This window comes from Aliiroseovarius zhejiangensis (assembly GCF_014656375.1).
GTDB lineage: Bacteria > Pseudomonadota > Alphaproteobacteria > Rhodobacterales > Rhodobacteraceae > Aliiroseovarius > Aliiroseovarius zhejiangensis.
In genome coordinates this window covers 1-24,636 of the sequence record NZ_BNCH01000009.1, presented here as the reverse complement: position 1 = coordinate 24,636, position 24,636 = coordinate 1, and the positions used below count along the sequence as shown (strand labels likewise).

The 24,636-nt window shown below is 56.8% G+C and carries 20 protein-coding genes and 1 tRNA gene; 13 read left to right on the top strand and 8 right to left on the bottom strand.

All coding sequences use genetic code 11. The features are described from left to right. Positions 1-44: 44 nt before the first annotated feature. From leuS to IE188_RS15130, 4 genes are read left to right on the top strand one after another with little or no spacing between them, the layout of a single operon-like run. The gene (gene leuS, locus IE188_RS15145) at positions 45-2,588 is read left to right on the top strand and encodes a leucine--tRNA ligase (RefSeq protein ID WP_191287363.1); all 2,544 of its coding nucleotides are present in this window, start codon (positions 45-47) and stop codon (positions 2,586-2,588) included. Further along, positions 2,575-3,072 carry an LPS assembly lipoprotein LptE gene (lptE, locus tag IE188_RS15140; RefSeq protein ID WP_191287362.1) on the top strand — a complete coding sequence of 166 codons (498 nt, stop codon included), beginning with the start codon at positions 2,575-2,577 and terminating at the stop codon, positions 3,070-3,072. The genes leuS and lptE overlap by 14 nt, the downstream gene beginning before the upstream one ends. After that, entirely contained in the window at positions 3,069-4,094 is a 1,026-nt protein-coding gene (gene holA, locus IE188_RS15135; RefSeq protein WP_191287361.1) for a DNA polymerase III subunit delta, read from the top strand. The genes lptE and holA overlap by 4 nt, the downstream gene beginning before the upstream one ends. Further along, on the top strand, positions 4,091-4,681 hold the full coding sequence (locus IE188_RS15130) for a glutathione S-transferase family protein (RefSeq protein ID WP_191287360.1): 591 nt from the start codon (positions 4,091-4,093) through the stop codon (positions 4,679-4,681). The genes holA and IE188_RS15130 overlap by 4 nt, the downstream gene beginning before the upstream one ends. On the opposite strand, the gene IE188_RS15125 is transcribed toward IE188_RS15130, so the two are convergent. Both IE188_RS15125 and IE188_RS15120 read right to left on the bottom strand, forming a co-directional pair. Then, positions 4,657-5,853 carry a TIGR03862 family flavoprotein gene (locus tag IE188_RS15125; RefSeq protein ID WP_191287359.1) on the bottom strand — a complete coding sequence of 399 codons (1,197 nt, stop codon included), beginning with the start codon at positions 5,851-5,853 and terminating at the stop codon, positions 4,657-4,659. The two genes, IE188_RS15130 and IE188_RS15125, sit on opposite strands and share 25 nt — an antisense overlap. Then, positions 5,850-7,175, bottom strand: coding sequence for a mechanosensitive ion channel family protein (locus IE188_RS15120; RefSeq protein ID WP_191287358.1), 1,326 nt, complete (start codon positions 7,173-7,175; stop codon positions 5,850-5,852). Before IE188_RS15120 ends, IE188_RS15125 begins: the two co-directional genes overlap by 4 nt. A 45-nt stretch (positions 7,176-7,220) precedes the next feature. Between IE188_RS15120 and IE188_RS15115 the strand changes: the two genes are divergently transcribed. Continuing rightward, entirely contained in the window at positions 7,221-7,553 is a 333-nt protein-coding gene (locus IE188_RS15115; protein ID WP_191287357.1) for an HNH endonuclease family protein, read from the top strand. Here the strand turns inward: IE188_RS15115 and IE188_RS15110 are convergent. Both IE188_RS15110 and IE188_RS15105 read right to left on the bottom strand, forming a co-directional pair. After that, the gene (locus tag IE188_RS15110; RefSeq protein ID WP_191287356.1) at positions 7,550-8,182 is read right to left on the bottom strand and encodes an enoyl-CoA hydratase/isomerase family protein; all 633 of its coding nucleotides are present in this window, start codon (positions 8,180-8,182) and stop codon (positions 7,550-7,552) included. The genes IE188_RS15115 and IE188_RS15110 overlap by 4 nt on opposite strands. Next, positions 8,179-8,934: an SDR family oxidoreductase gene (locus IE188_RS15105; RefSeq protein WP_191287355.1), complete on the bottom strand. Its 756-nt coding sequence runs from the start codon at positions 8,932-8,934 to the stop codon at positions 8,179-8,181. The genes IE188_RS15110 and IE188_RS15105 overlap by 4 nt, the downstream gene beginning before the upstream one ends. Before the next feature lie 117 nt (positions 8,935-9,051). Here IE188_RS15105 and IE188_RS15100 point away from each other — a divergent pair, with 117 nt between their 5' ends. From IE188_RS15100 to IE188_RS15070, 7 genes are all read left to right on the top strand, one after another. Next, entirely contained in the window at positions 9,052-10,398 is a 1,347-nt protein-coding gene (locus tag IE188_RS15100; RefSeq protein WP_191287354.1) for a TldD/PmbA family protein, read from the top strand. Further along, positions 10,385-11,164, top strand: a complete 780-nt coding sequence (locus IE188_RS15095) for an inositol monophosphatase family protein (RefSeq protein WP_191287353.1) — start codon at positions 10,385-10,387, stop codon at positions 11,162-11,164. The genes IE188_RS15100 and IE188_RS15095 overlap by 14 nt, the downstream gene beginning before the upstream one ends. Positions 11,165-11,259: 95 nt before the next feature. After that, on the top strand, positions 11,260-12,300 hold the full coding sequence (locus tag IE188_RS15090) for a LacI family DNA-binding transcriptional regulator (protein WP_229836908.1): 1,041 nt from the start codon (positions 11,260-11,262) through the stop codon (positions 12,298-12,300). A 44-nt stretch (positions 12,301-12,344) separates the two neighbouring features. Then, positions 12,345-12,421, top strand: a tRNA-Arg gene (locus IE188_RS15085). A gap of 155 nt (positions 12,422-12,576) precedes the next feature. Next, the gene (locus IE188_RS15080; RefSeq protein WP_191287352.1) at positions 12,577-13,434 is read left to right on the top strand and encodes a hypothetical protein; all 858 of its coding nucleotides are present in this window, start codon (positions 12,577-12,579) and stop codon (positions 13,432-13,434) included. Next, positions 13,431-13,904, top strand: a complete 474-nt coding sequence (locus IE188_RS16795; protein WP_229836906.1) for a plasmid mobilization protein — start codon at positions 13,431-13,433, stop codon at positions 13,902-13,904. The genes IE188_RS15080 and IE188_RS16795 overlap by 4 nt, the downstream gene beginning before the upstream one ends. Beyond that, on the top strand, positions 13,901-15,457 hold the full coding sequence (locus IE188_RS15070; protein WP_191287351.1) for a relaxase family protein: 1,557 nt from the start codon (positions 13,901-13,903) through the stop codon (positions 15,455-15,457). The genes IE188_RS16795 and IE188_RS15070 overlap by 4 nt, the downstream gene beginning before the upstream one ends. 60 nt (positions 15,458-15,517) lie before the next feature. Here IE188_RS15070 and IE188_RS15065 read toward each other — a convergent pair whose 3' ends face one another. The 4 genes from IE188_RS15065 to IE188_RS15050 form a co-directional block, all read right to left on the bottom strand. Beyond that, a complete protein-coding gene (locus IE188_RS15065) occupies positions 15,518-17,044 on the bottom strand; it encodes a hypothetical protein (protein ID WP_191287350.1) in 1,527 nt (508 codons plus the stop codon). Then, positions 17,041-21,987, bottom strand: coding sequence for an AAA domain-containing protein (locus tag IE188_RS15060; RefSeq protein WP_191287349.1), 4,947 nt, complete (start codon positions 21,985-21,987; stop codon positions 17,041-17,043). Before IE188_RS15060 ends, IE188_RS15065 begins: the two co-directional genes overlap by 4 nt. A 115-nt stretch (positions 21,988-22,102) precedes the next feature. Beyond that, a complete protein-coding gene (locus IE188_RS15055) occupies positions 22,103-22,399 on the bottom strand; it encodes a hypothetical protein (protein ID WP_191287348.1) in 297 nt (98 codons plus the stop codon). Between the two features lie 4 nt (positions 22,400-22,403). After that, positions 22,404-22,826, bottom strand: coding sequence for a helix-turn-helix domain-containing protein (locus IE188_RS15050; protein ID WP_191287347.1), 423 nt, complete (start codon positions 22,824-22,826; stop codon positions 22,404-22,406). 365 nt (positions 22,827-23,191) lie between these two features. Between IE188_RS15050 and IE188_RS15045 the strand changes: the two genes are divergently transcribed. After that, on the top strand, positions 23,192-24,286 hold the full coding sequence (locus tag IE188_RS15045) for a tyrosine-type recombinase/integrase (RefSeq protein WP_191287346.1): 1,095 nt from the start codon (positions 23,192-23,194) through the stop codon (positions 24,284-24,286). The last annotated feature ends 350 nt before the right edge of the window (positions 24,287-24,636 follow it).

The following is a 24,636-nucleotide window of genomic DNA, read 5'->3' as shown; positions in this document are numbered from 1 at the left end:
GCCGGGCCACACGCCCGGCGTTTTCACATCAAGGATCAAGCCGCATGTCGCGATACACAGCCGCCGATATCGAACCGAAATGGCAAGACGCCTGGGACAAGGCCGGGATTTTCACCGCCAAGCGCGATGAAACCAAGCCCAAATATTATGTGCTTGAGATGTTTCCCTATCCGTCGGGCCGTATCCATATGGGACACGTGCGCAACTACACCATGGGCGACGTGATCTCGCGTTACAAATCTTCCTGTGGTTTCAGTGTGTTACACCCGATGGGCTGGGATGCCTTCGGGATGCCCGCCGAAAACGCCGCGATGGCACAGGGCGGTCATCCGGGCACCTGGACCTATGACAACATCAAGACGATGAAGGGGCAGATGAAGCCCTTGGGTCTGTCCATCGACTGGTCCCGCGAATTCGCCACCTGCGACCCGGAATATTACGGCCAGCAACAGGCGATGTTCATCGACTTCATGGAAAAGGGTCTGGTTTATCGCAAGAACGCCACGGTGAACTGGGATCCGGTCGACATGACGGTTCTGGCCAATGAACAGGTGATCGACGGATGCGGCTGGCGGTCCGGTGCCCCGGTGGAGCGTCGCGAGTTGACTCAATGGTTCTTCAAGATCTCGGATTACTCCGCCGAATTGCTGGAGGCGCTGGACGGGCTGGACAACTGGCCCGAGAAGGTGCGCACCATGCAGGCCAACTGGATCGGCCGCAGCCAAGGTCTGCAATTCAGCTTTGAACGCACCGATGGCGGCGAGATCGAGGTCTATACGACCCGCCCCGACACGCTGATGGGGGCGTCCTTCATCGGTATCTCGCCCGACCACCCAATTTCGAAAGAGTTGGAGGCTGAGAATCCTGAAGTTGCCGCCAAACTGGCTGAAATGCGCAAGGGCGGCACCACGGAAGAGGCGATCGAAACCGCCGAGAAGCTGGGCTATGACACTGGTATCCGCGTGAAACATCCGCTGGACCCGAATTGGGAACTGCCGGTCTGGATCGCCAACTTCATCCTGATGGACTATGGCACCGGCGCGATCTTCGCCTGCCCGGCCCATGACCAGCGCGACCTTGATTTCTGCCGCAAGTATGATTTGCCGGTGGTGGACACATTCCTGTCGCTTGACGACCCCTCGCCCGTCGAAAAAGAAGCCTTCGTGCCGCCAAAAACCGAAAAAGTGAAATGGATCAATCACTTCGCCGGATTGGACGAAGCCACGGGTGACGAAGCGATCGAGGCGACGATCAAATTCGCTGAAAAGGCCGGATGGGGCACGGGCGTCGAGAAATTCCGCCTGCGCGACTGGGGGCTGAGCCGCCAACGCTATTGGGGCTGCCCTATCCCCGTTGTGCATTGCCCAGATTGCGGCGTTGTGCCTGAAAAGAAAGAGAATTTGCCGATCAAACTGCCCGAGGACGTCACGTTCGACGTGCCCGGCAACCCGCTGGACCGTCACCCGACATGGCGCGACTGCGCCTGCCCGTCCTGCGGCAAGCCCGCCCAGCGCGAAACCGACACGATGGACACATTTGTTGATTCGTCGTGGTATTTCGCGCGCTTTACCTCTCCGAACGCGGCAACGCCCACGGATCTGGACGACGCCAGCTATTGGATGAATGTCGACCAGTATATCGGCGGCATTGAGCACGCGATTCTGCACCTGCTCTATTCCCGCTTCTTTGCGCGTGCGATGAACATCTGCGGCCACCTGCCCGACGAGGCGATCGAGCCGTTCAATGCGCTGTTCACGCAGGGCATGGTGACACATGAAATCTATGTCACGCGGGATGAGAACGACCGGCCGGTGTATCACCTGCCGGAAGACATCGAGTGGACCGAGAACGGCGCGCGACTGGGTGCCTGTGGCACCGAGGTCGAGGTTATCCCCTCGGCCAAAATGTCGAAATCCAAGAAGAACGTGGTCGATCCGGCGCATATCATCTCGTCCTTCGGGGCCGACACCGCCCGCTGGTTCGTGCTGAGCGATTCGCCGCCCGAGCGTGATGTGGAATGGACGGCCTCAGGCGCAGAAGCCGCGGCCAAACATTTGGCCCGCGTCCACGCGACCGCAGTGAAAATTGCCGCAATGGATGATGCGGAAGGCGACGACACCGATCTTCTGCGTGCCATGCATAAGGCCATTCACGATGTGACGATGGGGATTGAAAGTTTCGGCTTCAACGCCGCCATCGCCAAGCTGTATGCGTTCCAGAACACGATTTCGAAATCCAGGGCCGGGGGCGCTGCCCAGAAACTTGCGATGCGCACCTTGGCGCAACTGATGTCGCCCATGACCCCGCACCTGTCCGAAGAAATCTGGTCGATGCTGGGCGGTGACGGGCTGATCGCGCAAGCCCCATGGCCTAAAGCGGACGAGGCGATGCTGGTCGACGATACCGTGACCATGCCCATCCAGATCAACGGCAAACGCCGCGCAGAAATCAGCGTGCCCAAAGATATGGACAAGGCCGAGGTTGAAAAACTGGCGCTGGCCGAGGATGCTGTCGTCAGGGCGCTGAATGGCAAGTCGCCCAAGAAAGTCATCGTGGTTCCGGGGCGCATTGTGAATGTCGTGGTCTGATCGCCGGTCTATGCTGTTGTCTTTCGCTGCCGTGGCGGCGATGTCGGCCTGCGGGTTCACCCCGGTCTATGCGCCGGGCGGCTCGGCCGAAGGGCTGCGTGGCGCCGTGACCGTCGCCGCGCCATCGGACGCCAACAGCTATGAGCTGGTGAAGCGACTGGAAGAACGCCTGGGCCGCAACCTGTCGGCCGCGTATGCGCTGAGCTACACGATCACCACCCGGTCCGAAGATGTCGGTGTCACCCCAAGGCAGGAAATCACCCGCACGCAAATCCTTGGTGCGGTTGAGTTTTCCGTGACATCCGTTGCAAGCGGGGACGTGGTGGAAAGCGGCAGCCTGTCCAATTTCACCTCATATTCGACCGAAGGGTCCACGGTCTCGACCGCTTCGGTTGAACGGGATGCGAATCGACGCCTGATGGTGATGCTGGCCGACATGATGGTGACGCGCTTCACCGCCACATTCTCAGGCTGGGGCGAATGAAGCTCGCGCCCCGCGATGCGGCCAGGTATTTTGCCAAGCCTGACCCGACACGTGCGGGAGTTCTGATTTTTGGGCAAGACGCGATGCGCGTCGCCCTGAAACGGCAGGAGCTGATCGCCAACCTGATCGGCCCGGGCGGCGAAGAGGAAATGCGCCTGTCCCGTCTGCAGGCCGGGGATCTGCGCAAGGATCCGGCGATGCTGTCCGTTGCGGTCAAATCTCAAGGTTTCTTTCCCGGCCCCCGCGTGGCGTTTGTCGAAGACGCCACGGAAACCTCCGCCCCCGTGATCACCGCCGCCCTGACGGACTGGCAGGAAGGTGACGCGCAAATCGTCGTCACGGCAGGAAACCTGAAACCCCGTGGGGCGTTGCGCAAGCTGTTCGAATCGCATTCGAATGCCTTTGCCGTCGGCATCTATGACGACCCCCCCACCCGCGACGAGATCGAGGCTGATCTGAAACGCGCCGGGGTCAAAGATATTTCACCCGAAGCCATGACCGATCTGACCGGATTGTCGCGCGAGCTTGATCCAGGTGATTTCCGGCAAACCATGGAAAAGCTGGGCCTTTACAAATTGGGCGACCCATCGCCTGTCATCCCCGATGATGTGCTGGCGGTGTCTCCCACCTCGACCGAGGCCGGGTTGGATGACCTGCTGCACGCCACCGCCGAGGGGCGTTCAGGTGAGATAGGGCCCGTTTTGGCCCGACTTCAGGCGCAGGGTGCCGATCCCGTCGGCCTGTGCATCGCGGCCACCCGCCATTTCCGCGCGCTGCATGCGGCGTCGGCTGATCCGGGTGGGCCGGGCCAGGGCATCAATCGCCTGCGCCCGCCCGTGCATTTCAAAAGCCGCGACCGCATGGTTCGACAGGCGCAGCACTGGGGGCTGTCGCGGCTGGAACAGGCGCTGGAAATTCTGGTCGACACTGATCTGACCTTGCGGTCCACACAGAAGGCGCCGGTTATGGCGCTGATGGAACGCACATTGATCCGGCTGGCCATGTTGGGGGGACGCAGATGAGCTATACCGTGATCGGGCCGACCGTGACCCGCACCTTTCGGGTGCTGTGGATGTTGGAAGAGTTGGGGCAAAGCTATGACCACCTGCCTCATGCACCGCGGTCCGAGGCGCTTCGCGCGCTCAACCCGGCGGGCAAGGTGCCGGTGCTTCTGGACGGCGACGCAGCCCTGACCGACAGCACCGCGATCATGCAGTATCTTGCCGACAAGCACGGGGCGCTGACCTACCGCGCAGGCACGCTTGATCGCGCGCGCCAGGACGGCTTCACCCATTTCATTCTGGACGAGATGGACGCGACCTTGTGGACCGCTGCGCGTCACACCTTCGTCCTGCCCGAAGAAAAACGCGTTCCCCAGGTGAAACAGAGCCTGAAATGGGAATTTGCCCGCGCGGTGGACGAGTTGATGCGGCGCAAGGGGGACGCGCCGTTTTTGATGGGCGAGACAATGACCGTGCCGGACATCATCGCCACCCATTGCGGAAGCTGGGCCATCGCGGCGGGCTTCCCACTGGAAAACGCCGCCTTTCGCGCCTATGCCAAACCGCTGCGCGGTCGGGCGGCTTATCTGCGCGCTTCCGGCGCGTGATCCCGCGCCCAGCGCGCGGCGGCCTGCCCAGCATGACGCCCGGTGGCAAGGCAGGTGGTCAACAGATACCCCCCTGTCGGCGCATCCCAATCCAGCATCTCGCCCGCGGCAAAAACACCGGGCAGGGCCTTGATCATCAATCCGGCGTCCAACGCATCGAAGGATAAGCCACCTGCGGTCGAAATCGCCTCGTCGATCGGGCGCGGGCCTTGGTGCCGGATCGGCAACGCCTTGATCAGCGCCGCCAGCGTGGCCGGGTCATGCGGCAGGGGACGTGTAAATTCTTGCAACAGCGCGATCTTGGCCGGGTCCAGCTTCAGTGACTTGCGCAGGTGGTTTGTTATGCTTGACTTGCCACGCGGTTTTGCCAGCCGGGCGGTGACATCTTCAACGCTGCGATCAGGCGTCAGATCGACCGTCAGGGGCGCACCGTCGCGCGTCGCCCGGCTGACGGCGTAGACCGCCGACCCTTCGATCCCCCGGGACGATACAACGAACTCCCCCACCACCGACTCCCCGCCGGCTTGCAGCCGCGCAGGCTTGATGGGCGACCCGAAATGGCGGCTCATATGGGCGGTCCAATCCACCCTGAACCCCATGTTCGACGGCTGAAACGGCACGCAGGCAACGCCGCTTTCCGCAAGGATAGAGACCCATTTTCCGTCTGACCCCAATCGTGACCAGCTGCCGCCGCCTAACGCCAGAACGGTAACGCAGGGGGTCAGCACCTCTGCGCCTTCGGGCGTCTGGAACGCCATCTCGCGGTCCTTGATCCCGGTCCAACGCCAGTTGCGGCGCAAGACAACGCCCAAATGGTCAAGCCGCGCCAGCCATGCCCGCAACAGGGGCGAGGCTTTCATGGCCACCGGAAAGACCCGGCCCGAACTTCCGGTGAACACATCCTGTCCCAATTCACGCGCCCAGTCTTGCACCGCCTCTGGCCCGAACCCGGCAACGATGTCGCGCAGCAGATCGGGGCCGTCGATCTGGTTCAGGAAAGTGGCAAGTGGTTCGGACTTGGTCAGGTTCAGTCCCGATTTGCCGGCCATCAGGAACTTGCGCGCCGGCGATGGTTTGGCATCGGCCACGGTGACGGACAAGCCCGCCTGCGCCAGCATCTCGGCCGCCATCAGCCCGGCAGGCCCGGCACCGATGACCAAAGCCTGTGTCACGCGCCGTCCTGCGCCGGGGCCTTCATCTCAACCACGCGATGCGGATAGGGGATTTCGATGCTATTGGCCTTGAGCGTTTTCCACACCTGCATCATCACGCGCGGAGTGAACTTGTTGCGCCCATCGTCGATGCCGTTCACCCAGAACTCCACCGCGAAATCCACGCCACTGTCGCCAAAGGCGCGCAGTTCACAGTCGGGTTTGCATTCTTCGGGGTCATTCAGCACGAAATCCAGCTCGGCCACCGCCTTTTCGATCAGCTCTGGGATCGCCTCGATATCGCTGTCATAGCTCACGGAAAACGGCGCTTCATAGCGGTTGGCGCTGCCCGCGTCCGAATAGTTCACCACGCGGGTGGTGATGAAATGTTCGTTGGGCACAACGATCCAGCGACCGTCAAACGTCTCTAATATGGCCGCGCGGGCGGTCATCTTGACGATCGTGCCCGCCTCGCCCCCGTCCAGTTCGACATAATCGCCAACCGTCGCCTGTCCTTCCAGCAGAAGGATCACGCCCGAGATGAAGTTCGACGCAATCTGTTGCAGGCCAAACCCCAGCCCGACACCAATGGCACCCCCCAGAACAGCAAGCGAGGTCAGGTTGATGCCCATGATGTTCATCAAGACCAGAAACGCTACGCCGAAGATCGCGATTTCAGCGGCCTTGGCGGCCAATTCACGCGTGGCAGGGCGCATTTCCTTCTGTTTCTTGATCGCCTGCCGGGTCTGATCGTTCGACCACCGACCCAACCAGAAAATCGCACCGCTGATCACCACGAATTTCACCGCAAACAGAAGCGAAAAGCTCATATTGCCCAGCGGCACGATGGTTTCGTCCAGCTTGGTCGTCACCGGCTCCAGCAGCCCGAAAAGGTAAAGTGCCGCGACGGGGATCAGCACGTAACGTCCCAACAGCTTCAGGAACGGATCCTTGATGATCTGCTTGACGAAGGCACGGACGGCAAGGAACAGGAAAAGCCGCTTGCCGAACGCAATCACCGCGCCGGAGCCAAACAGCGATCGTGTCACCTGTTCGCCGATCCCGGTGAAGGCCCAGGCCAAAAGCGGCAAGAGCAAGGGCAGAAACATCAAAAGGAACAGACGCGCCTTGGCCAACGGGTTCGTTTGGCTACCGGTGGGGGTTAGAACACGAGTAATGACCGGGCCAAGTTTGCGCGCCACCAACCGGGCAGCCAGATAGGCCAGAACCAGCAATCCGAACTGAGACCACGCCGCGGGGGACAACAGCCAGCTTTCCGCCAGATCCCAAGCCTGATTGAAATAGTCGATGGCCTGATCCACGATTTCCGGGCGGTTCTCCATGCGTGTCCCCTTGTCAAACCCTGAATGCTTGCAAAACTGTGCAGCATGGATAGCGAACTGACCTCAAAGGGCAAGGATTCTGTGCCCCTCTGCGCCCTGTGTGGCAGGCCCATTCCGCCTGACGTAGCGCAAAGCAAACATCATCTTGTGCCCAAGCTGCGGGGCGGCAAGGGTGGGCCGGTGGTGCTGTTGCATCAGATCTGTCACAACCAGATCCACCTTGAACTGAGCGAGGCTGATCTGGCGCGGCAGTTCAACACGGTCGCGGCGTTGAAATCCCATCCAGGCTTGGCACGGTTCATCACCTGGGTGGCGAAGCGGCCCCCGGAATTCTATGCAGTGACAAAGGGGGCACGACGGCGGCGCGGGCGATTTTAAGGTGTATCAGAGCCTGTTTCAGGGATCATTTGCTTCATCTGGGCCACATGGTCAGCCTGTTGCGCACGGGCCGCATCCGCAAGGTCCAGCGCGGCAGTCATCAACGCGTCACGCGGAACCAACCGGTCCACCAGCCCCCATTGCAGCGCCTCGTCGGCCTGCACTTTCTGCCCGGACATCAGAATGATCTTGGTGCGCGCCGGGCCGATCAGCCCCACCATGCGGCGCGGGTCGGACGGTTGCGGCAGGAACCCCAGTTTCATCACCGGATAGAAGAACGACGCCTCGGGCACCGCGATGCGGATGTCACAGGCCAGCGCCATGCCGAACGCGCCACCCGCCAGCGTGCCGTTCAGCGCCGCAATGGTCAGGCAGGGCGCGGCCGAGACCGCGTTTGACAGCCGTTCCCACACCCCGTCCACCGCAAGGCCCGAACGCGCTTCGTCCAGATCTGCCCCGGCCGAGAAGACCTTGCCTGCACCGGTCAGGATCAGCACCCGTGCCTCGCCTGCGGCGTCCATGGCAATCTGCGCCAATTCCTCTAGCATCGCCTTGGTCAGTGAATTGGCCTTGTCGGGGCGGTTCAGGGTCACAATCCAGACCCCGTCCTGCTTGGCAAGGTCAATCATCCACGCACCTGCGCGCGATCACGGATCGCCTCGTCCCTGAGCGATATCTCTTCGCCAAGGAACTCGTTTGCATCGTCGGAGCACATCCACAGAAGGGCGCGCGCCACCCATTCCGGCGGAATGTGATCCGCCCAGGAAAGCTGTGCGACCGCATTGATCCCTGAATGCTTGATCTCACGCTGCATCTGGGTGGCAACGGTGCCAGGCGACAGGCCCATCGCGCGAATGCCCCGCCCCGCCCCTTCCTTGTGCAGCGATTTGGTCAACATATGCACCCCGGCCTTTGATGCGCAGTAATGCGCCCACCCCTCCAATGCGGTATGCGCGGCACCGGAACTGATGGTCAGGACCGAGCCACCCCCTTGCGCCGCCATGATCGGCATCACCGCGCGCATTCCATAATAGACACCCTTCAGATTCACGTCGATCACATGGCCCCATTGGGCGGGATCAGAGTCTATCAGCGGCCCGATCGGCTCGATCACGCCTGCGTTGTTGATCAGCACATCGACCGTCCCGAATTTCGCAACGGCCGCATCGACGGCAGCTTTCACATCGTCCCATTTCGACACATCGCAGGGCACGGAAAGGGCGCGGTTGCCAATGGCGGCGGCGATCGCGTCGATCTGGGATTTTCCGCGCGCCGTCAGCACCACGTTGGCCCCGGCCTGGGCAAAGATATGGGCCGCAGCCTCGCCGATGCCACGGCTGGCGCCGGTGATCAGCACGGTTTTTCCGGTCATGTCTGTCATACTCACTCCTCCTGTCTTCTCAGTGCTAGCCCAGCAAAGTGGTTTAGGCCAGAGTCACATCTTGCGACCACGCGTCCCTGACGTTACCTCAGAGACACGACCGGGAAAGGGATCGATATGACAAACGCGCTTGACCAACTGACACAGCAGTTGCTGGATGCTGCCCGAAAGGCTGGTGCCGATGGCGCGGATGCGCTGGCAGTCGACGGGACGTCAGTGTCGATCGACGTGCTGCACGGCAAACTGGAACATGCCGAACGGTCGGAAGGCATCGACATCGGGTTGCGTGTGCTGGTCGGGAAGCGGCAAGCTTGTGTCTCGGCCTCGGACATCTCGGCGCAGACCATCGAAACCATGGCCGAACGCGCGGTGACCATGGCCCGCGAAGCACCCGAGGACGCTCATATCGCACTGGCAAGCCCTGACATGCTGGCCCGCGACTGGGATTTGGCGGCGCTGGAGCTGCAAGACCCAACACCCGAGCCAGACCCAGCTGATCTGGAACGCGACGCCGCCAAGGCCGAAGCCGCCGCATTGGCCGTCAAGGGCGTTTCGCAGGTGTCCAGCAGCTCCGCGGGCTACGGGCGGCACCAGTTCCACCTTGCAACCAGCACTGGGTTTTCCGGCGGCTATGGGCGCACCCACAGGGCCATTTCCACGGTCGCCATCACTGGCGAAGGCGCGTCGATGGAACGTGACTATGCCGGCGAAATGCGGACCTTTCAGTGCGACTTGCCGTCGGCGCATGAGGTCGGCACCAAAGCCGGTGACCGCACCGTAGCACGTGCAGGCGCCCGCAAACCCCCGACCGGTGCCTTTCCGGTGCTGTACGACGAACGGATTTCTTCCTCACTGATCGGGCATCTTTTGTCGGCGGTCAACGGGGCGATGATTGCGCGCGGGTCATCCTGGTTGCGCGATGCGCTGGGCGAACAGGTCTTGCCGGACGGCATTGATCTGATCGAAGATCCGCATCGCCCGCGCATCTCGGGCTCGCGCCCGTTCGATGGCGAAGGTCTCGCAACACAGATGCGCAAGATTATTGATGGTGGGACGCTCACCGGTTGGACACTCGACATCGCGACGGCCGGGAAACTGGGGCTGCGCAGCACCGCGAATGCGTCGCGCGGCACCTCTGCACCGCCGTCGCCGTCAATCTCGAATGTGACCCTGACACAGGGCGATTTGTCCCGCGACGATCTAATAAAGCAGATGGGCACCGGGCTGCTCGTCACCTCAATGATCGGATCCACCATCAATCCGACCACCGGAGATTACTCGCGCGGTGCCTCTGGCTTCTGGGTCGAGAACGGGCAGATCGCTTATCCGGTCAACGAATGCACCATCGCGGGAAACCTGCGCGATATGCTGCGCCGGATCATCCCCGCCAATGACGCCGAAGCCCATCTGAGCCGCATGGTCCCCAGCCTGCTGGTCGAAGGAATGACCATTGCCGGTGACTGACGACCTGTCCCTGCTGATCGAGGCCGCACAGGATGCCGGAAGAATCGCGGCGCGCTTTTTCCACGGGTTTGCCGACCGTTGGGACAAACCCGACGGGTTAGGCCCCGTGACCGAAGCCGACCTGGCCGTGGACCAGATGCTGCGCGAGGAACTGACTGCCGCCCGGCCCGACTATGGCTGGCTGTCCGAGGAAACCGAGGATGGCGCAGAGCGGCTGAAGGCCGAGCACGTGTTCATCGTTGACCCGATTGACGGCACACGCTCCTTCATCGAAGGATCCACCACCTGGGCGCATTCGCTGGCCATAGCTCGACAAGGCCGCGTCGAAGCGGCAGTGGTGTATCTTCCCTTGCGTGACAAGCTCTATGCAGCCGCCCACGGCAAGGGGGCGACGCTGAACGGCAATACGCTGGCCGTCAGCCCGCGCCGCGACCTTGACGGTGCCACGGTCCTTGCCGCCAAGCCGAATTTCAATCCTTCGTGCTGGACAAATGCCACAGTGCCGCCGATCACCCGCGCCTTCCGATCCTCGTTGGCCTATCGGTTGTCGCTTGTGGGCGAAGGGCGGTTCGACGCGATGATGACCCTGCATCCGACATGGGAATGGGACGTGGCTGCCGGTAGCCTGATCGTCGAAGAAGCGGGTGGCGCGGTCAGCGACCCGGCCCGTCGACCTGCACGCTTCAACAACCCGGTGCCCCAGCTGTCGGGCATGATTGCTGGAGCGCCAGAGATCCACGACGCGCTTCTGACACATCTGGCCTGAAAATGTTAGGCTAACATCGGTGTGAAAAGAGGCCATTGCCAAGAATGACTTTATCGCTAACATGAGCGCATTCCCCTTTGTACAAGGATGCCATCGTGACCGATTCAGCCCCTGCCCGCCACCGACGCCCGCTAACGCTTCGTGATGTTTCCGAAGCCTCTGGCGTCAGCGAAATGACGGTCAGTCGCGTGTTGCGCAACCGGGGCGATGTCAGCCAGGCCACGCGCGAACGCGTGTTGGAGGCGGCCAAAGACCTGGGCTATGTGCCGAACAAGATCGCGGGTGCGCTCGCCTCGCAACGGGTCAACCTTGTCGCGGTCATCATCCCCTCGCTCAGCAATATGGTGTTTCCCGAGGTGATGACCGGCATCAACGAGGTGCTGGATGAAACGTCGCTGCAACCGGTCGTGGGCGTCACCAACTACAACCCCGAGCGCGAAGAAAAAGTGCTGTATGAAATGCTGTCCTGGCGCCCGTCCGGGGTGATCATCGCGGGTCTGGAACATTCCGACGCGGCCAAGGCGATGCTGAAGGCTGCCGGCATACCGGTGGTCGAGATCATGGATACCGACGGCCTGGCCATCGACGCCTGTGTCGGCATTTCGCACAGGCGGGCGGGCCGCAAGATGGCCAATGCCATCCTGAAAGCGGGTTATCGCAATATCGGTTTTCTGGGCACCAAGATGCCGTTGGACCATCGCGCCCGCAAGCGGTTCGAAGGCTTCACCGAGGCGCTGGCCAAGGAAGGCGTCGAGATCGTGGACCGAGAATTCTACGAGGGCGGCTCGGCGCTGGCCAAGGGGCGCGAAATGACCGAAGCAATGTTGAAGCGCACACCGGAAATAGATTTCCTGTACTATTCCAACGACATGATTGGCGCGGGTGGGCTGCTGTATTGTCTTGATCAGGGAATCAAAGTGCCGGGTCAGGTCGGTCTTGCTGGTTTTAACGGTGTTGAACTGCTGGACGGTCTGCCCCGGCAGCTTGCCACGATGGATGCCTGCCGGATCGAAATCGGCCGCGCCGCCGCCCAGATCATCGCAAATCGCAGTACGGAAAAAGGTGACAGCGGCGGCGGAGAGCGGATTGAACTGACACCCAAGATCCAACCCGGAGACACACTCCGCCGACGCTAAACCCCGCTGGACAAGCCGGGGACCGGACACTATTCCACCCAAACGGCCCCGTGGCTCAACTGGATAGAGCAGCCCCCTCCTAAGGGGCAGGTTGCAGGTTCGAATCCTGCCGGGGTCGCCAAAAACACCTGAAAAATATGGCTTATTTACAGGACGTTGTGCGGAAGCCTGCAAAAAGGCCCGTGAGCTTTCAGGCCGAAATCGGCTGAAACGGCCGATTTCTCGTACAAAACCTGTACAAAATTCGCACGTTTGTGCGTATTTCGGGGGTCAATCATGAGCCGCCATAGCTTTGATCCCGAAATCGCCAGACGTGTCGGCCTCAATGCGGCGGTGATTTTCCAGAACATCATGTTCTGGATCGAGAAGAACCAAGCCAATCGCCGGAACCTTCGCGACGGGCGGTATTGGACTTACAATTCGATCTCGGCCTTTGGTGAGTTGTTCCCATATCTGAGCGAAAAGCAGATCCGTACAGCGCTCAAAAAGCTGGTGAGTGCGGAGCTGATCATCAAGGGTAATTTCAGCGATGATCGCTATGACCGGACCTGTTGGTATGCCCTGGTCAACTCCATTTGCCCAAATGGGCAAATCGATCCGACCGAAAGAGAAAATGATGCATTTGCCCCTGAGGGCAAGCCATCTGCCCCAGAGGGCAAATCCTATAAGAACAGATATAAACCATATCAAAAACCAAATCCTTCGCACGCGAAGGTGGCGGTGGAGGATGAAGTTTCTGAAAAGATTTTGTCCGCCTATCCCGAGGATCGCGTTCGCGGCAAAGCGGTTTGCCTTTCGCAGATCTGCCAAGCGCTGGCCGATGGTGTGGATGCCAAAGACCTCGAGGACGCCGTCCAAGCCTATGCATCCGAAAGCGAAGGCTTCACCCGCTCCAAAGTGTGCTTCTCCGACAATTGGTTCACGTCTGGCCGTTGGTTGAAATACCTTCACGATGTTGAGGAGGCGCAAGAAGCAGGCAAAGCCAAAGAAGCCGAACTGCTGAAAGGCTTGGCCGACTGGGTCACGGACAAGCACCCCCTTTGCCGCCATATCACGCCCGGCCAAGTAACCGCTTTGCTGGCCGCAAACCTGGTCAGCCCTGCTGAAATCGAGGCTGCGGGGCTCAGAGCATGAGTGCGACCGATCCCCCCGAAGAGCAGAGAGCAAGGTTACCCACCGATTACATCGGCGGGACTTGTGAGGGGTGGCAAGCCTCCCCTTCAAACCCCAACCAGACGCGCGCAAGCGGCGTCAAAGAGGGCCTTTCCGAGAGTGTGATCTTTCGATGCACCCCGTCGGAAAAGGCAGCGCTTGTGGCCAAGGCGCGCGCCGCTGGCCTGCCCAATGCCACGTTGATGCGTGAGGCCTTGGGGCTGACTGAGGCACGTCGGCGCAAGCCCGTCCCCCGTGTTGACCCGAAGCTGACCTTTGCGATTGCCCGTGTCGGCGGCAACCTCAACCAGCTCTCCCGTTGGATCAACGGCGCGGTCAAATCTGGCCGCGCGAGCCAGATCGATGCGCTCAAGGTCGCGGCTCAGCTGGTGGTCATCGAACGGCAGTTGGCGCAGATCGTGGCGGCACACACAGGCGGGAGCAGCGAATGATCATTTCGTTCTTCTCCACCGGCACTGGTGGCGGTGCAGCTCCCGTGGACTACCTGACCGCGCGCGAAGTTCTGGCCTATGACGAGAACCGCAATCTGATCCGTGATGACAACGGCCAGCCGCAAACCAAGATCCGCGACCCTCTGCCCGAGGTGCTGCACGGCAATCCCGATCAGACCCGCGACCTGATTGATGCGAGCCCCAACAAGTGGAGCTACACGGCAGGTGTGATCAGCTTTGCCGACAGCGACGATCCCAGTCTCGCCGCCCAGCAAGAGGCCATTGAGCTATTTGAGGCTCTGGCCTTTTCTGGGCTGGACAGGGATCAATACGATTGTCTCTGGGTGCGCCACTCGCATGAGAGCAACGTCGAGCTGCACTTCTGCGCGCCACGCCTTGAGCTCGGCACGGGCAAGGCGCTGAACATCGCTCCGCCGGGACATGAGAACGCCTTTTCCAGCCTGCGTGATTTGATGAACAAAACGCACGGTTGGGCAGACCCTTTGGACCCAGAGCGCGCCCGCGAAGTGAGGGCGACGATTGAAGCGCCGACGCGGGCTCAGGGTCGCGAAGCGATCCACGATTGGATCCTCGATCAGATTAGTGTCGGCACCATCAGCGACCGCGCCAGCATGATCGATGCGCTCACAGACGCGGGCTTCGAGATCCCCCGTGCCAGCAAAAATTACATCACCACTAAAGATCCCGACACCGGCGAGCGCTGGCGATTGAAAGGAGAAATTTTCCATGACGACTGGCAAGCCGAACCGCCTCGCCGAGAAATTGAACGCGGACCTGGAGACAGTACGCAGCGACCACGCCGCCTTGATGGCATCTCAACTGGAGAGCTTCAGGAGCGATTTCAGCAGCATTGCGACCAGCGCGCTGCATACAATCGAGGCCGATATCAGGTTCTTTCTGAGCGACAGCAGGAGCGAGTTGGAGAGGCGGAGCGAGACGATCAGGCGTTGGTTGACGATCTCACCCTGGGTGGTCGTGGTGATGGTCTCATCCTGGATCGCGACAGTGCTGATCGCGAGTTGGTTTTGGACGGGCGTGATCACGCGCTCGGAGATGACGAGGCTTGGCCTGACACGGGTCGAACAGGCTGGGCAGACATGGGTAACGCTGGACCCCGAGCGGACCGAATTGAAGACCTGCACCATGGCCGGGACGCCGGTCATCTGTATCGAGATCAAGGAACCCTAGATGACACAGACCCTGACAGCATTGGAACGCGAATTGCTCGCATCCGTCGAGCGGTTGGTGACGGCCTGCGAGAGTTCAGCCAAGGAATTGCACGCTTTGGAGAAGCGCTCGACCAGCAGGATCGAAAGCAAGGTGAATGGCTTGGCGCATTGCGTGGCGCTATTGATGAAATCACATCTCACGTCCGTCACCACATTGGCCGACTTGCTGCGCGAGGAGCAGAACTACGAGACGCTGCAGACAGGATTGGAGACCAGCTGGAAACTAGCGAAAGACGCCGAGAAGCTGCTGAACGAGTGCTAGAGGCCCGTGATAACCACCGCAGCTCCGGGCACTCGATTTGAGCGAATCGTGTGGATCCTGTACTCTGGTTTAGGCATTTTAGATCCGGATTCTGTTCTTTCTTACGGCGTGCCGGCGGTTTGGGCCTGCAATTGTATAAGATACTGGCGCGCGAGATTCACAACTTTCTCTGAGGACGAAATCACTCCGACTGGCGTTAGCATAGCTGAACCGCGCGTTGGTGGGAGGTGAATTGCTATCAAAACTGCTGCATCAGAACAGACAAGCACTTCGACAAGATTGTTTGAAATTGAAAGCTCGTGCCCAACCTTTTTGTAAGGTGCAAACGCTGCCTCTGTGTGCCGTTCAAGAGAGCCAGAGTAGAACCATTCGAGCGCAGGCGAGCTTGCCGCTCTTTCTGATTTAAGTGCTTGTTCTTCCTGGGAAGCTTCGATTGTACCATCATCAGTCAAAAAACTAAATTCTTCAAAAACGCCTTCGATCAGAGATGGTAGGTTCGCCGTCATGCCCCATGCCGGAGCGTTCGGGAGTAACCAGGCTACGTTTGAGGTGCACTGTCTTTTAGATTGCCCATCTCTTATCGCCGCGATCAACTGCGTCCCAATTTCCGGTAGGAACGGAGACCCTATGAACGCGCTGTTTCCCTCTGCGGAATTTACAGCATCAAGTAGTTCCTGTGCCATAGATTTCGGAGACTGCAACTTTCCAACCGCTTGACTTCTCGGCGTTGTTAAAGCTCCTTCGATCAAAGCTTTAAACAAGTCCAGTGACACCTGATCCGTCTCTCTTTTGGTTCTACACTGTCGGCCCAAAAAGGAAGAAACGCTTTCAAAAATTTCATTTCTTGATGCTGCATCTTGATCGGCTCTCGGACCTGCCAATGAGTAGTCAGGCTGACCTACGCCCCGTTCGTCCAGCCGAATATTCACAGTCACCAATGCGCTGAAGCGGTCACCGGAAGAGATCTTGTCGATTGAGTACAAACCCTTCCGTTCGCGCTCAAGCCGTGAGTCCGAAATCATGATGTCGAAATAATTCTTTCGGAATACCGCAGGAATATCTTTGCTTCCGCCCTCTACGAAGCTCGTATGCATGACCTCTAGCTCCGGCAAAGAACGTTCAAAATAGGACAAATGCCCTCTGTGTTCGAACCCAAGTGACAAGAGGTCGAAGCCAACTCGTTTCGAGAATGACTGAAGCTCAAGTGAGAAGGGGATATTTTGCCCGGAGGAGAACAATGCTCGTCCAACATTGTTTAGTTCAACTTCGCCGTTTCGCCATGCTACGTAGTCACGCTCCTTTGCTTCAGATAGCACGAATTCGAGTTCTTTTCGTGAGTAGTTAAAAAACTCTGCAAGCTCCTCCTCAGTAAGTCGACCTAGAAGTTTCAATAATCTCAGAAGGTACTCTAAGGTGATTGAGAGTCTCTTCGTATCAGCGACCTTAAAATCGACAACATAGTCCCTGCAAGGCAACAAAAAGTCGATAGTCCCAACTAGAGGTGGCTCCTGGTCTTGAGGTTTTTCGTTTGTATCAAAACCTCTACTCTCCCCTCTTAAGTGAATAGAAGTATCTGCTTTTCGTTTGCCGAGCGTAAGTGTCTTCCGTTTTTTGTCGGGGTTGGTCATTTTTCGGTCTCGCCACGCATTAGAGAGGCCTGAATTTCATTCGGCGTCACTACGCCAACAGCCTGATTTTCTAGCTTTCGACTAAATATTTCACGAATTCGTCCAAGAGGCCCCTTAGTAGGCCAACCATCTCGCGCTCCCACAATTATTAAATTGTCCATAGCGCGGCTGAAGGCAACGTTAACTCTATTATCTCTAGCCATAAAACCTTCTTTAATCGTTGGGACGCCATCTTGCTTGACGCCATGTTGATTGTTTCTGACTAGCGAAAGTAGGACGATAAGATTCTGTTTTCCTTGGTAGCTATCCACGGTGTCGACCCTAATCATTCTTCGCATCTTGGCGCTGATATCGGTTTTCATTAGTGTCGATTTGATCAAATTTCTCTGGGCGGAATACATGCAAATGATGCCAATTGGAAACTCCAGATCAGTACTCTCAATCGCAGAAATAAGTGAGGTAGAGTTACTCCACAACCTCAACAGATTAGCGATAACGTCTGCTTCAGCTTGGTTCTCCAAACTGGTTCCCGATTTTCGCTGCTGAGCATTTTTGCCCTCACCATCTGTTGTTACCCAATACGCAGGACGGTCCAGGCATATTGGTTTCGACTGTAGTTTAAGGATTGGTTCCTCACGCCCGTTAATCAGTCGCCCATCATAGAATGCTTGAGAGACGATGTCGCCGATTGGCGGAAGCATTCGATACTGGGTCGCAAGGAGACTTGCAGCCTCACTTCCGTAGCTGGAACGGAATAGTCGCTCAAAGTCTGAAATTTGCGCTTGCTTTTCTTCGATTCCAAGCTGCCTCGAGACGCCTCGCACAATGTTTTGGTCGTGAAGAGGTTCGAGTTGGGCCTGGTCGCCCACCAAGACTATCCACCTGCCTGCCTGCATCGGAACAGCCAACTCACTGGAGGCACACCTTGCTGCCTCGTCAATAACAACTAGATCAAAAGGCGTCTTTGTTAACCCTAGAGAAGATCTACCTAGCCCAACGCATGTGCCTGCTACGACCTGACGCGTACCTGCAAAAAAAGCGTCAAAATTTCGGTCACCAGTAGAAACACTGTTTTTGATGTCTCGAATGAGCTCCGCAACGTCTGCCAGTATCTGATATTTGTTCAAGCTAAGGTCAATTTGCTTCGCAATACTGGCTCGAAGTTCGAGCAAAAATGCAGCCTCTCCATCGGTGAAATTAAATTCGCTCAGGGAGTTCGGGTCGAACCTTGCGAGAGCTCTTTCTAGGTGCTGAATAGTTCGATCTTTTATTCTACTATCCGGCTCGTTGGGACCCGACCTTGTTCCTCGCTCACGTTCAAGGCCGAACAGCTTTTCGACGAGCGGTTTAATTGAGATTTCTAAGTTTATTACTTCCCTTGCCTTTTCTACCGAAACATCCGTCATGGCAGCCGCAATTTTTATTTTGGGGTCGATCGTAGCCGAGAATTTTTCACGTTTCTGTCCCTCAAGGCTTCTTGTGCTATAGTGCCGAAGCTTTCCAGAGATATGTCCTTCGTGCCCTACCCTTAGCAGCAAAGGAGAGTCATCATCGTCATAGCATTCCAAGATCGCATCGGCAGCATTGTTTACGGCCTCATGAGATTGGCTGGCCACAAGAACATTCGATGCAATGCCTGCGTCCAGTGCACATTGCACAAGCGCGGCTATAAACTTGGTTTTTCCGGTGCCAGGAGGGCCCTGAAGGATGCCTACAGGTCTATTTGTGAGTACGTTCTTTAAAGCAGTGATTTGCGAGGGATTGAGATTATGTTTCTTCTGAACGTGTTCAAAATTCAGGTTTGGAAGGGATGCATTCGTTGGAGACACTAAATCTCCGCAAAACACATCGCGCAAATTTGGGTTCTCGGAACGTCTCGAAAGGACTCTTTCTGTTGCTTCGCGACGCCGAAGTCGGCTCGTCTCTTCAAAGTGACTAAGAAGTCTTATGATTTGGTTGTCGCGAACAACGGTTCGGCCGTTTCTTCTAGATCGTGTTCCCTGACCAAAACGACCGTCCAGAACCAACACCTCAGAATTTGATTGTTCTAGATCCAGTTGGCCAATTCTATGCCAAGTACTTCGCTTTTGGTCGAGCACTTCGACAGAGATCGTGTCATTAGACGGAAAATCGAGAGTTCCCGTTCGCATCTCGTATGGGATATGAACGCTATTATCTTTCGAGTTAACAAAGGCTTCGTCTGTAGTCGTCGCTGTGACCTGTTGCTCAAGTTCAAGCTTCAAAAATTTCTGCCAAAGACGATCTACGTAAGAAAAATCAAGATTGCTATGTTGAGCGGCAATAATCTCCCCCAAGGCGTCAAGCTCTTCTTCAGTACTTGAGCTATTTTCTGCATCCTCCTCGGGAATTTCTGTGTTGGTTTGATCCTCTTCAGAATGCTCCAACTCTAAGTCGACAAGTTCGTCGCCGAAGGCATCTCGTATGGATTCAAGTTGGATTAATTGATTGACCGAGCTTTTTTTGATCCGGATCTGTCCCGTGAATGCACCAACCTCAAACCTCCCAAAACGTGCGATTTGCCCCTGAGAGACTGAACGTAGAATAGCGTTAGAAACTTTTCCCTTATCGTCGCAGAAGACAATAATCTGCTCAGTTGCGCCTCTAACTGCCCAGCCACGTCCTTTGTCGAGCGGTCTTACAAAATACTGGCCTTCATCAGTCGCAAGTTTATGGGTTTCAACGTCCCGCATTCCGACTTCGATTGTCATTTCATTTTGATCAATGTCAGTTTCGGCAGGTTTGTTCAGAAGTTCTAAAACCCGCCCCAAGTCGAAGAGATTGTTTTCCGGGTCAGTAAGTTCTGGGACATCTGTCAGCACACGCTTTGTGACTTCAATGTCGGAAAAGAACTCAGCGAGCTCACAAACAATCTTAGAAACAGCATAGCCGTCTCGCTGAAATGCGTCCTGTCCTTCTCGGCTGTACTCAGAGTTAAGGATCTCGCCGTCATCGGCGTGACCAAAATCAACAATATCAATCAATTGTACAGATCGAAGACCGTCTTCGGGCAAGAGAATATTTGAAGGTTTCAAGTCCCCGTGACCAATGCCTTTTTCGTGCAACCTGATGATCGAATCGGTAATCTGCGCGGCAACTTCAGCGTAGTTGCTCTCGGACGCCGCCTGCTTTTGCGTACGCTCTGAAAGTGTTTCTCCTTCAACCCATTCTTGCACCAAGCCGATGTGATCGCCCATCCAATGGACCGATCTTATTTTGGGAACGAAGGGTAACTCAGACGCTCGAAGGTCGTCTAAGCTGTTCAGGTGTCGCAGGATCCGAAGAGCGTCTTTCTTGAAATCACTCCAACAAGCGCTTTTCCAAAGTTTGACTAGAAATTGCCCTTCCTCTGTAACTGATTTCCATATTGCTTTTTCGGATGAGTCCAACAAACGTTCGGACATTGGGAACTGGGAAATCAACTCAAAAACCGAGCTGAACTCCTTGCCGTAGCTTTCCAGGCTTTTTGCAACCTCAGTATTCCAGCCAGCATCCAATGATGCTTCTCCAAACCTCTCTAGCGCTTCGACTGCGGAGGAAAAGCGATCCGATGGATTGAGCTCAAGGCAGGTACTCAACCACCAGTGTAGGTGCGTAAACTCTTGATCAGTATCGACAGATGCATTCCAAGACATTGTCTCGTCGCTAGTGTCCTTCTCTGGATAAGCCCCGAACAATAATCGATGAACCACCAAACCAAGAAGGTATATGTCTTTACGTTGTCCAGTTGACTCTTCTCCGTAGATGTCCTCCGGAGTTTGCGCAGACGACAAAAAATGAAACCTTGAAGCCCCTAGGGTTTCTTCGTCTGGAATTGCAGCAGACATGAAATGCGATAGCCGCACGGTATGGGGTTCCTGAACCCAGATCGAGTGCTCGCCAAGGTCTAAGTGAGAAGTGCTATGCCTATGCAAAATCGCTACTTTATGAACAGCTTGCCGCGCTAGCTCAATTCTATCGGGCACGCTTTTTCGCTGCAGTGCGACAGAGGGGATTTCAGATAAGCGTTTAAGGTCATTTCGCCGTTCATAGACTTCCCAATAATCTGGGGCGAAGTCGAGGTCCTCCACCCTGGTTCGGAGTGAAACACTTGGAAAATCTTCTGTTGCCTCGGTAAGGAAATCGCAAACTCTGCGTTCTCGACCAGCTATTTCGCGCCGCGCATCCTTGTTCTGGAAACGTGCTTCAGCACGGGTAAAATCCCAAAGTCTTAGGGTGCCAGCAGTTGATTTTGCAATTGTGCTTGAAGCTTCGTACTCAGAGAAAACGCCCGTCGAATGGCTGAACTCCGGAACTTGCGCTGACGAAATAAATTCACCAAAACGGCGGCGCCCTGGTTCAAAGTGGCTGGTTCTTACATTGAAGAACTTGCTAAGTCGACTTTTCCAATCTTGGGATGAGAGCTTAAACCTATAAAATGCGTCGCGGGGCTTTCCGAAGACCTCTTCGCGTTTCTTTTCGTTCGTAAGCTTCTTTAAAAAATCGTCAATCGTATGGACCATCCCGAGCTCGCTTGGTGCAATTCCCTGAATCTCCGCGTTGCCGGTCATCACTACCGCGCCATGTACGAATGGGCTCGAAATGCGCTGGCCACCACTATTCTTTCGAACGAAGCTAGTCAGAACAGTACCAATTTGCCGCGCGTTTTCAGACACTTTTGGTACTGGAGATGGCCCGTGATCTCGGCCATCTTTCACCCATCGGCCATTGCTGGCCTCGATCCTTCCATTCCAGTCTTTCAGGTCGACCACGAAAATTCGTTCAGGAGCAACGATCACCAAGTCGATCTCACGTGTCGCACCAGCACTGATGACAAACTCAAGATTGGTGTAAGCATACCAGTCTCTGGGCAAGGCTTTCTGGAGTATTTCGACTCCTTTGATTTCGCGTTGGTGAATGCCTTCACCGAGGTTAGTTACTTTCATGTTTTTCCTATTTGGGTACCGCCCTGCTAATGTCCGCGTTACTGAATTGTTTTAGATGAATTCTTCGCGGCGAAGGCTGAATATTTTATGTTAGGCTAACACCTTCAATTTTAGGCTAATCGCGTTGTAGGCGTTCCAATTTTCGATCGGCCGCGTGTAGGGTCAGCACCGCACCTGTCAAAAATGGAAGTGCGAAGCCAGCTGCGGCGATGGCCAAAATCAAGATGGCGGCCATAACCGAGTATTCGGTAGGCTGTTGTACCAATGATAGTCGGCTCAAGCCGATCAAGTAGAACACGCTGGTTCCCAGGAAGATCAGATAAAGCGGCCCTAAGGGTTCAATCACCTCACGACGGGTGCGCTCCAAGACCGAATGTCGCAATATGTTCCAGCGTTTGCTTGCCTTGTTCACCAGATTACTCCCTTACCAATTCAATCCACGTGTGCACATCGTCGTCACTGACTTCACGGCCTTCGACGTGTGACTGATACCAGCGAGCTACGATTGCTCCGCGTTTCTCGCTCTTAATTTTGATGTTTTCGTCTGTGAGGTGTTGATCGAGCGAAATCTCGATCCTCTTTAGCGCCTCAAAGTCATGAGCCGCTCTGACAGATTTTGTGCCCAATAGGATCCATGCTGCGTCCACATCGAACTTGTCGGCAATTGCGACCAAGGCCTCAACGGGAAGGCCGCGCTGGCCTTTTTCGTAGCTGTGATAGGCGCGGTGAGAGACGCCGATCGCGTCCGCCATAGCGGTTTGCGTCAGGCCGACTTCGTTGCGCGCGATCGCAAGTCGCGCACCCATTGCCGAGAAGACAGCCTTCAAATCCCGCGCCATGCAAGGTTCCCATTGACGTGACTGTCAAATTGCGCGAAACTGCACAAAATGACATAAAATTCCAGTTAATCCCATCTGACCACGTCAGAAGGTGCAGAACAAGCGATTCCATGCGTGTCGCCGATTCAACTTATGCGGACAAGGACGACTGAAATGGCAGAGACCAACTATTCAGACAGCTCTCAGATCTTGGGGCTTGGAAAAACGCCCTCCCAGTGGGTCGAAGTCATGGCCGGGATGGGGATCGACATTTCGGAACGCACCTTGCGCGAGCGTGCGAATGAGACGGGTGCTTTTTATCGCCTTGGAAGGACCATGCTGATCACGCCCGCGCAGATTGATACGATTTTTGAAGGAGGCCAGTCATGCCGCTCCAAATTTACAAGAGGGGCCATGTCTACTGGGCCAAGGGGTGGATTGAATACAACGGCAGGCCAATCGCCGGCCCATACCGGCGAAGCACTAAGGCATCTACAGAAGAGGGCGCACGAGACTGGATAAACCATGAGACCGAACGTCAGATCCGTCGCTATGTTGTGGGCGACGAACCGAGCAAGACGTTCTCTGATGCAATCATGCTTTACAACGCGTCCCCTAAAGCGGCAAAGCAGTTGATCCCGATTGTCGAAGCAATCGGCGACCTATCGTTAGGTGCGATTTCTGGCGCGCTATTGAAGAACCTTGGACCAAAGCTGAAACCCAAGGCGTCGACCGATACCTGGTGGCGTGAAATCGTGACGCCCGCGAGTGCGGTCATCAACAATGCGCACGAACTGGAGGGGACGCCGCTGATCCGCGTGAAGCCCTACGACAAGTTCGAGCGGATCGCGCAGGACAAGCGACGCGGGAAGCTTAGCCGCGTGGAGCGTACGCCAGCTGATAAGGAATGGATCGAGGCATTTTGCCGTGTGGCTGATCCCTACAATGCCGCGTTGGTCCGTTTCATGTTCGAGACGGCTGCGCGAATTGATCAGGCCGTATCATTGGAGCCAGACGATTTGCGGCCACACGAAAACAAAGTGCGGGTAAAGGCGCAGAAGGGGCATCCGGAAAGCTGGATCACTGTCTCGCCTCAGATGATGGCCGAGCTTCTCGCACTGAAGCCGAAACGCCCAAAGAACCGGAAGACCGGCAAACTGATGAAGGCGCGCGTTTTTGGCTATGGCAGCTCGACGGGCTACAACACGCGCTGGAAAACGATCTGCAAACGCGCGGGTATTCCGTACCTGTCAGCGCACCCTGCTGGGCGGCATGGCTTTTTCACTGAATTGGTCGTGCGCCAAGGCGTTGATCCAGTCACGGCGGCCAAGGCCGGTCGCTGGTCAGACCCTAATTTGCCCATGCGCATCTATGCCCACGCAGAGACCGATGAGGCCGACATTAGGGCCCGTTTTCGTACAAACCACGTACAGGATGAGGCTGTACAAACACCCAACAGTAAGAAATCACAAAAGGAATAGCGCTATGAACGCATCCCTCCTAAGGGGCAGGTTGCAGGTTCGAATCCTGCCGGGGTCGCCACTCTGAAAAGGTATTGCTGCCAGAGAAACCAGATGTATGCGCAAAAGAAACCAATAGTGTGCGCAAACCGTGCTTGTGATCTGGATCGGCACTTTGTCGAGTGTTAATCTTCCTATATTTTTCTGATACATAACCTGTTGTGGCTGGATTTGACTGAGCGCGGCCCGTATGTGCCGCCCATCGCTGATTTAACAAGTTGCAATCCGCAATCACTGTTTGTTCTCAAGGTTCCGGAACCTTTCTTCAGTAATTGCTCCAGCGCCAATGCGCCGAGGGCCGTCACGCAAGC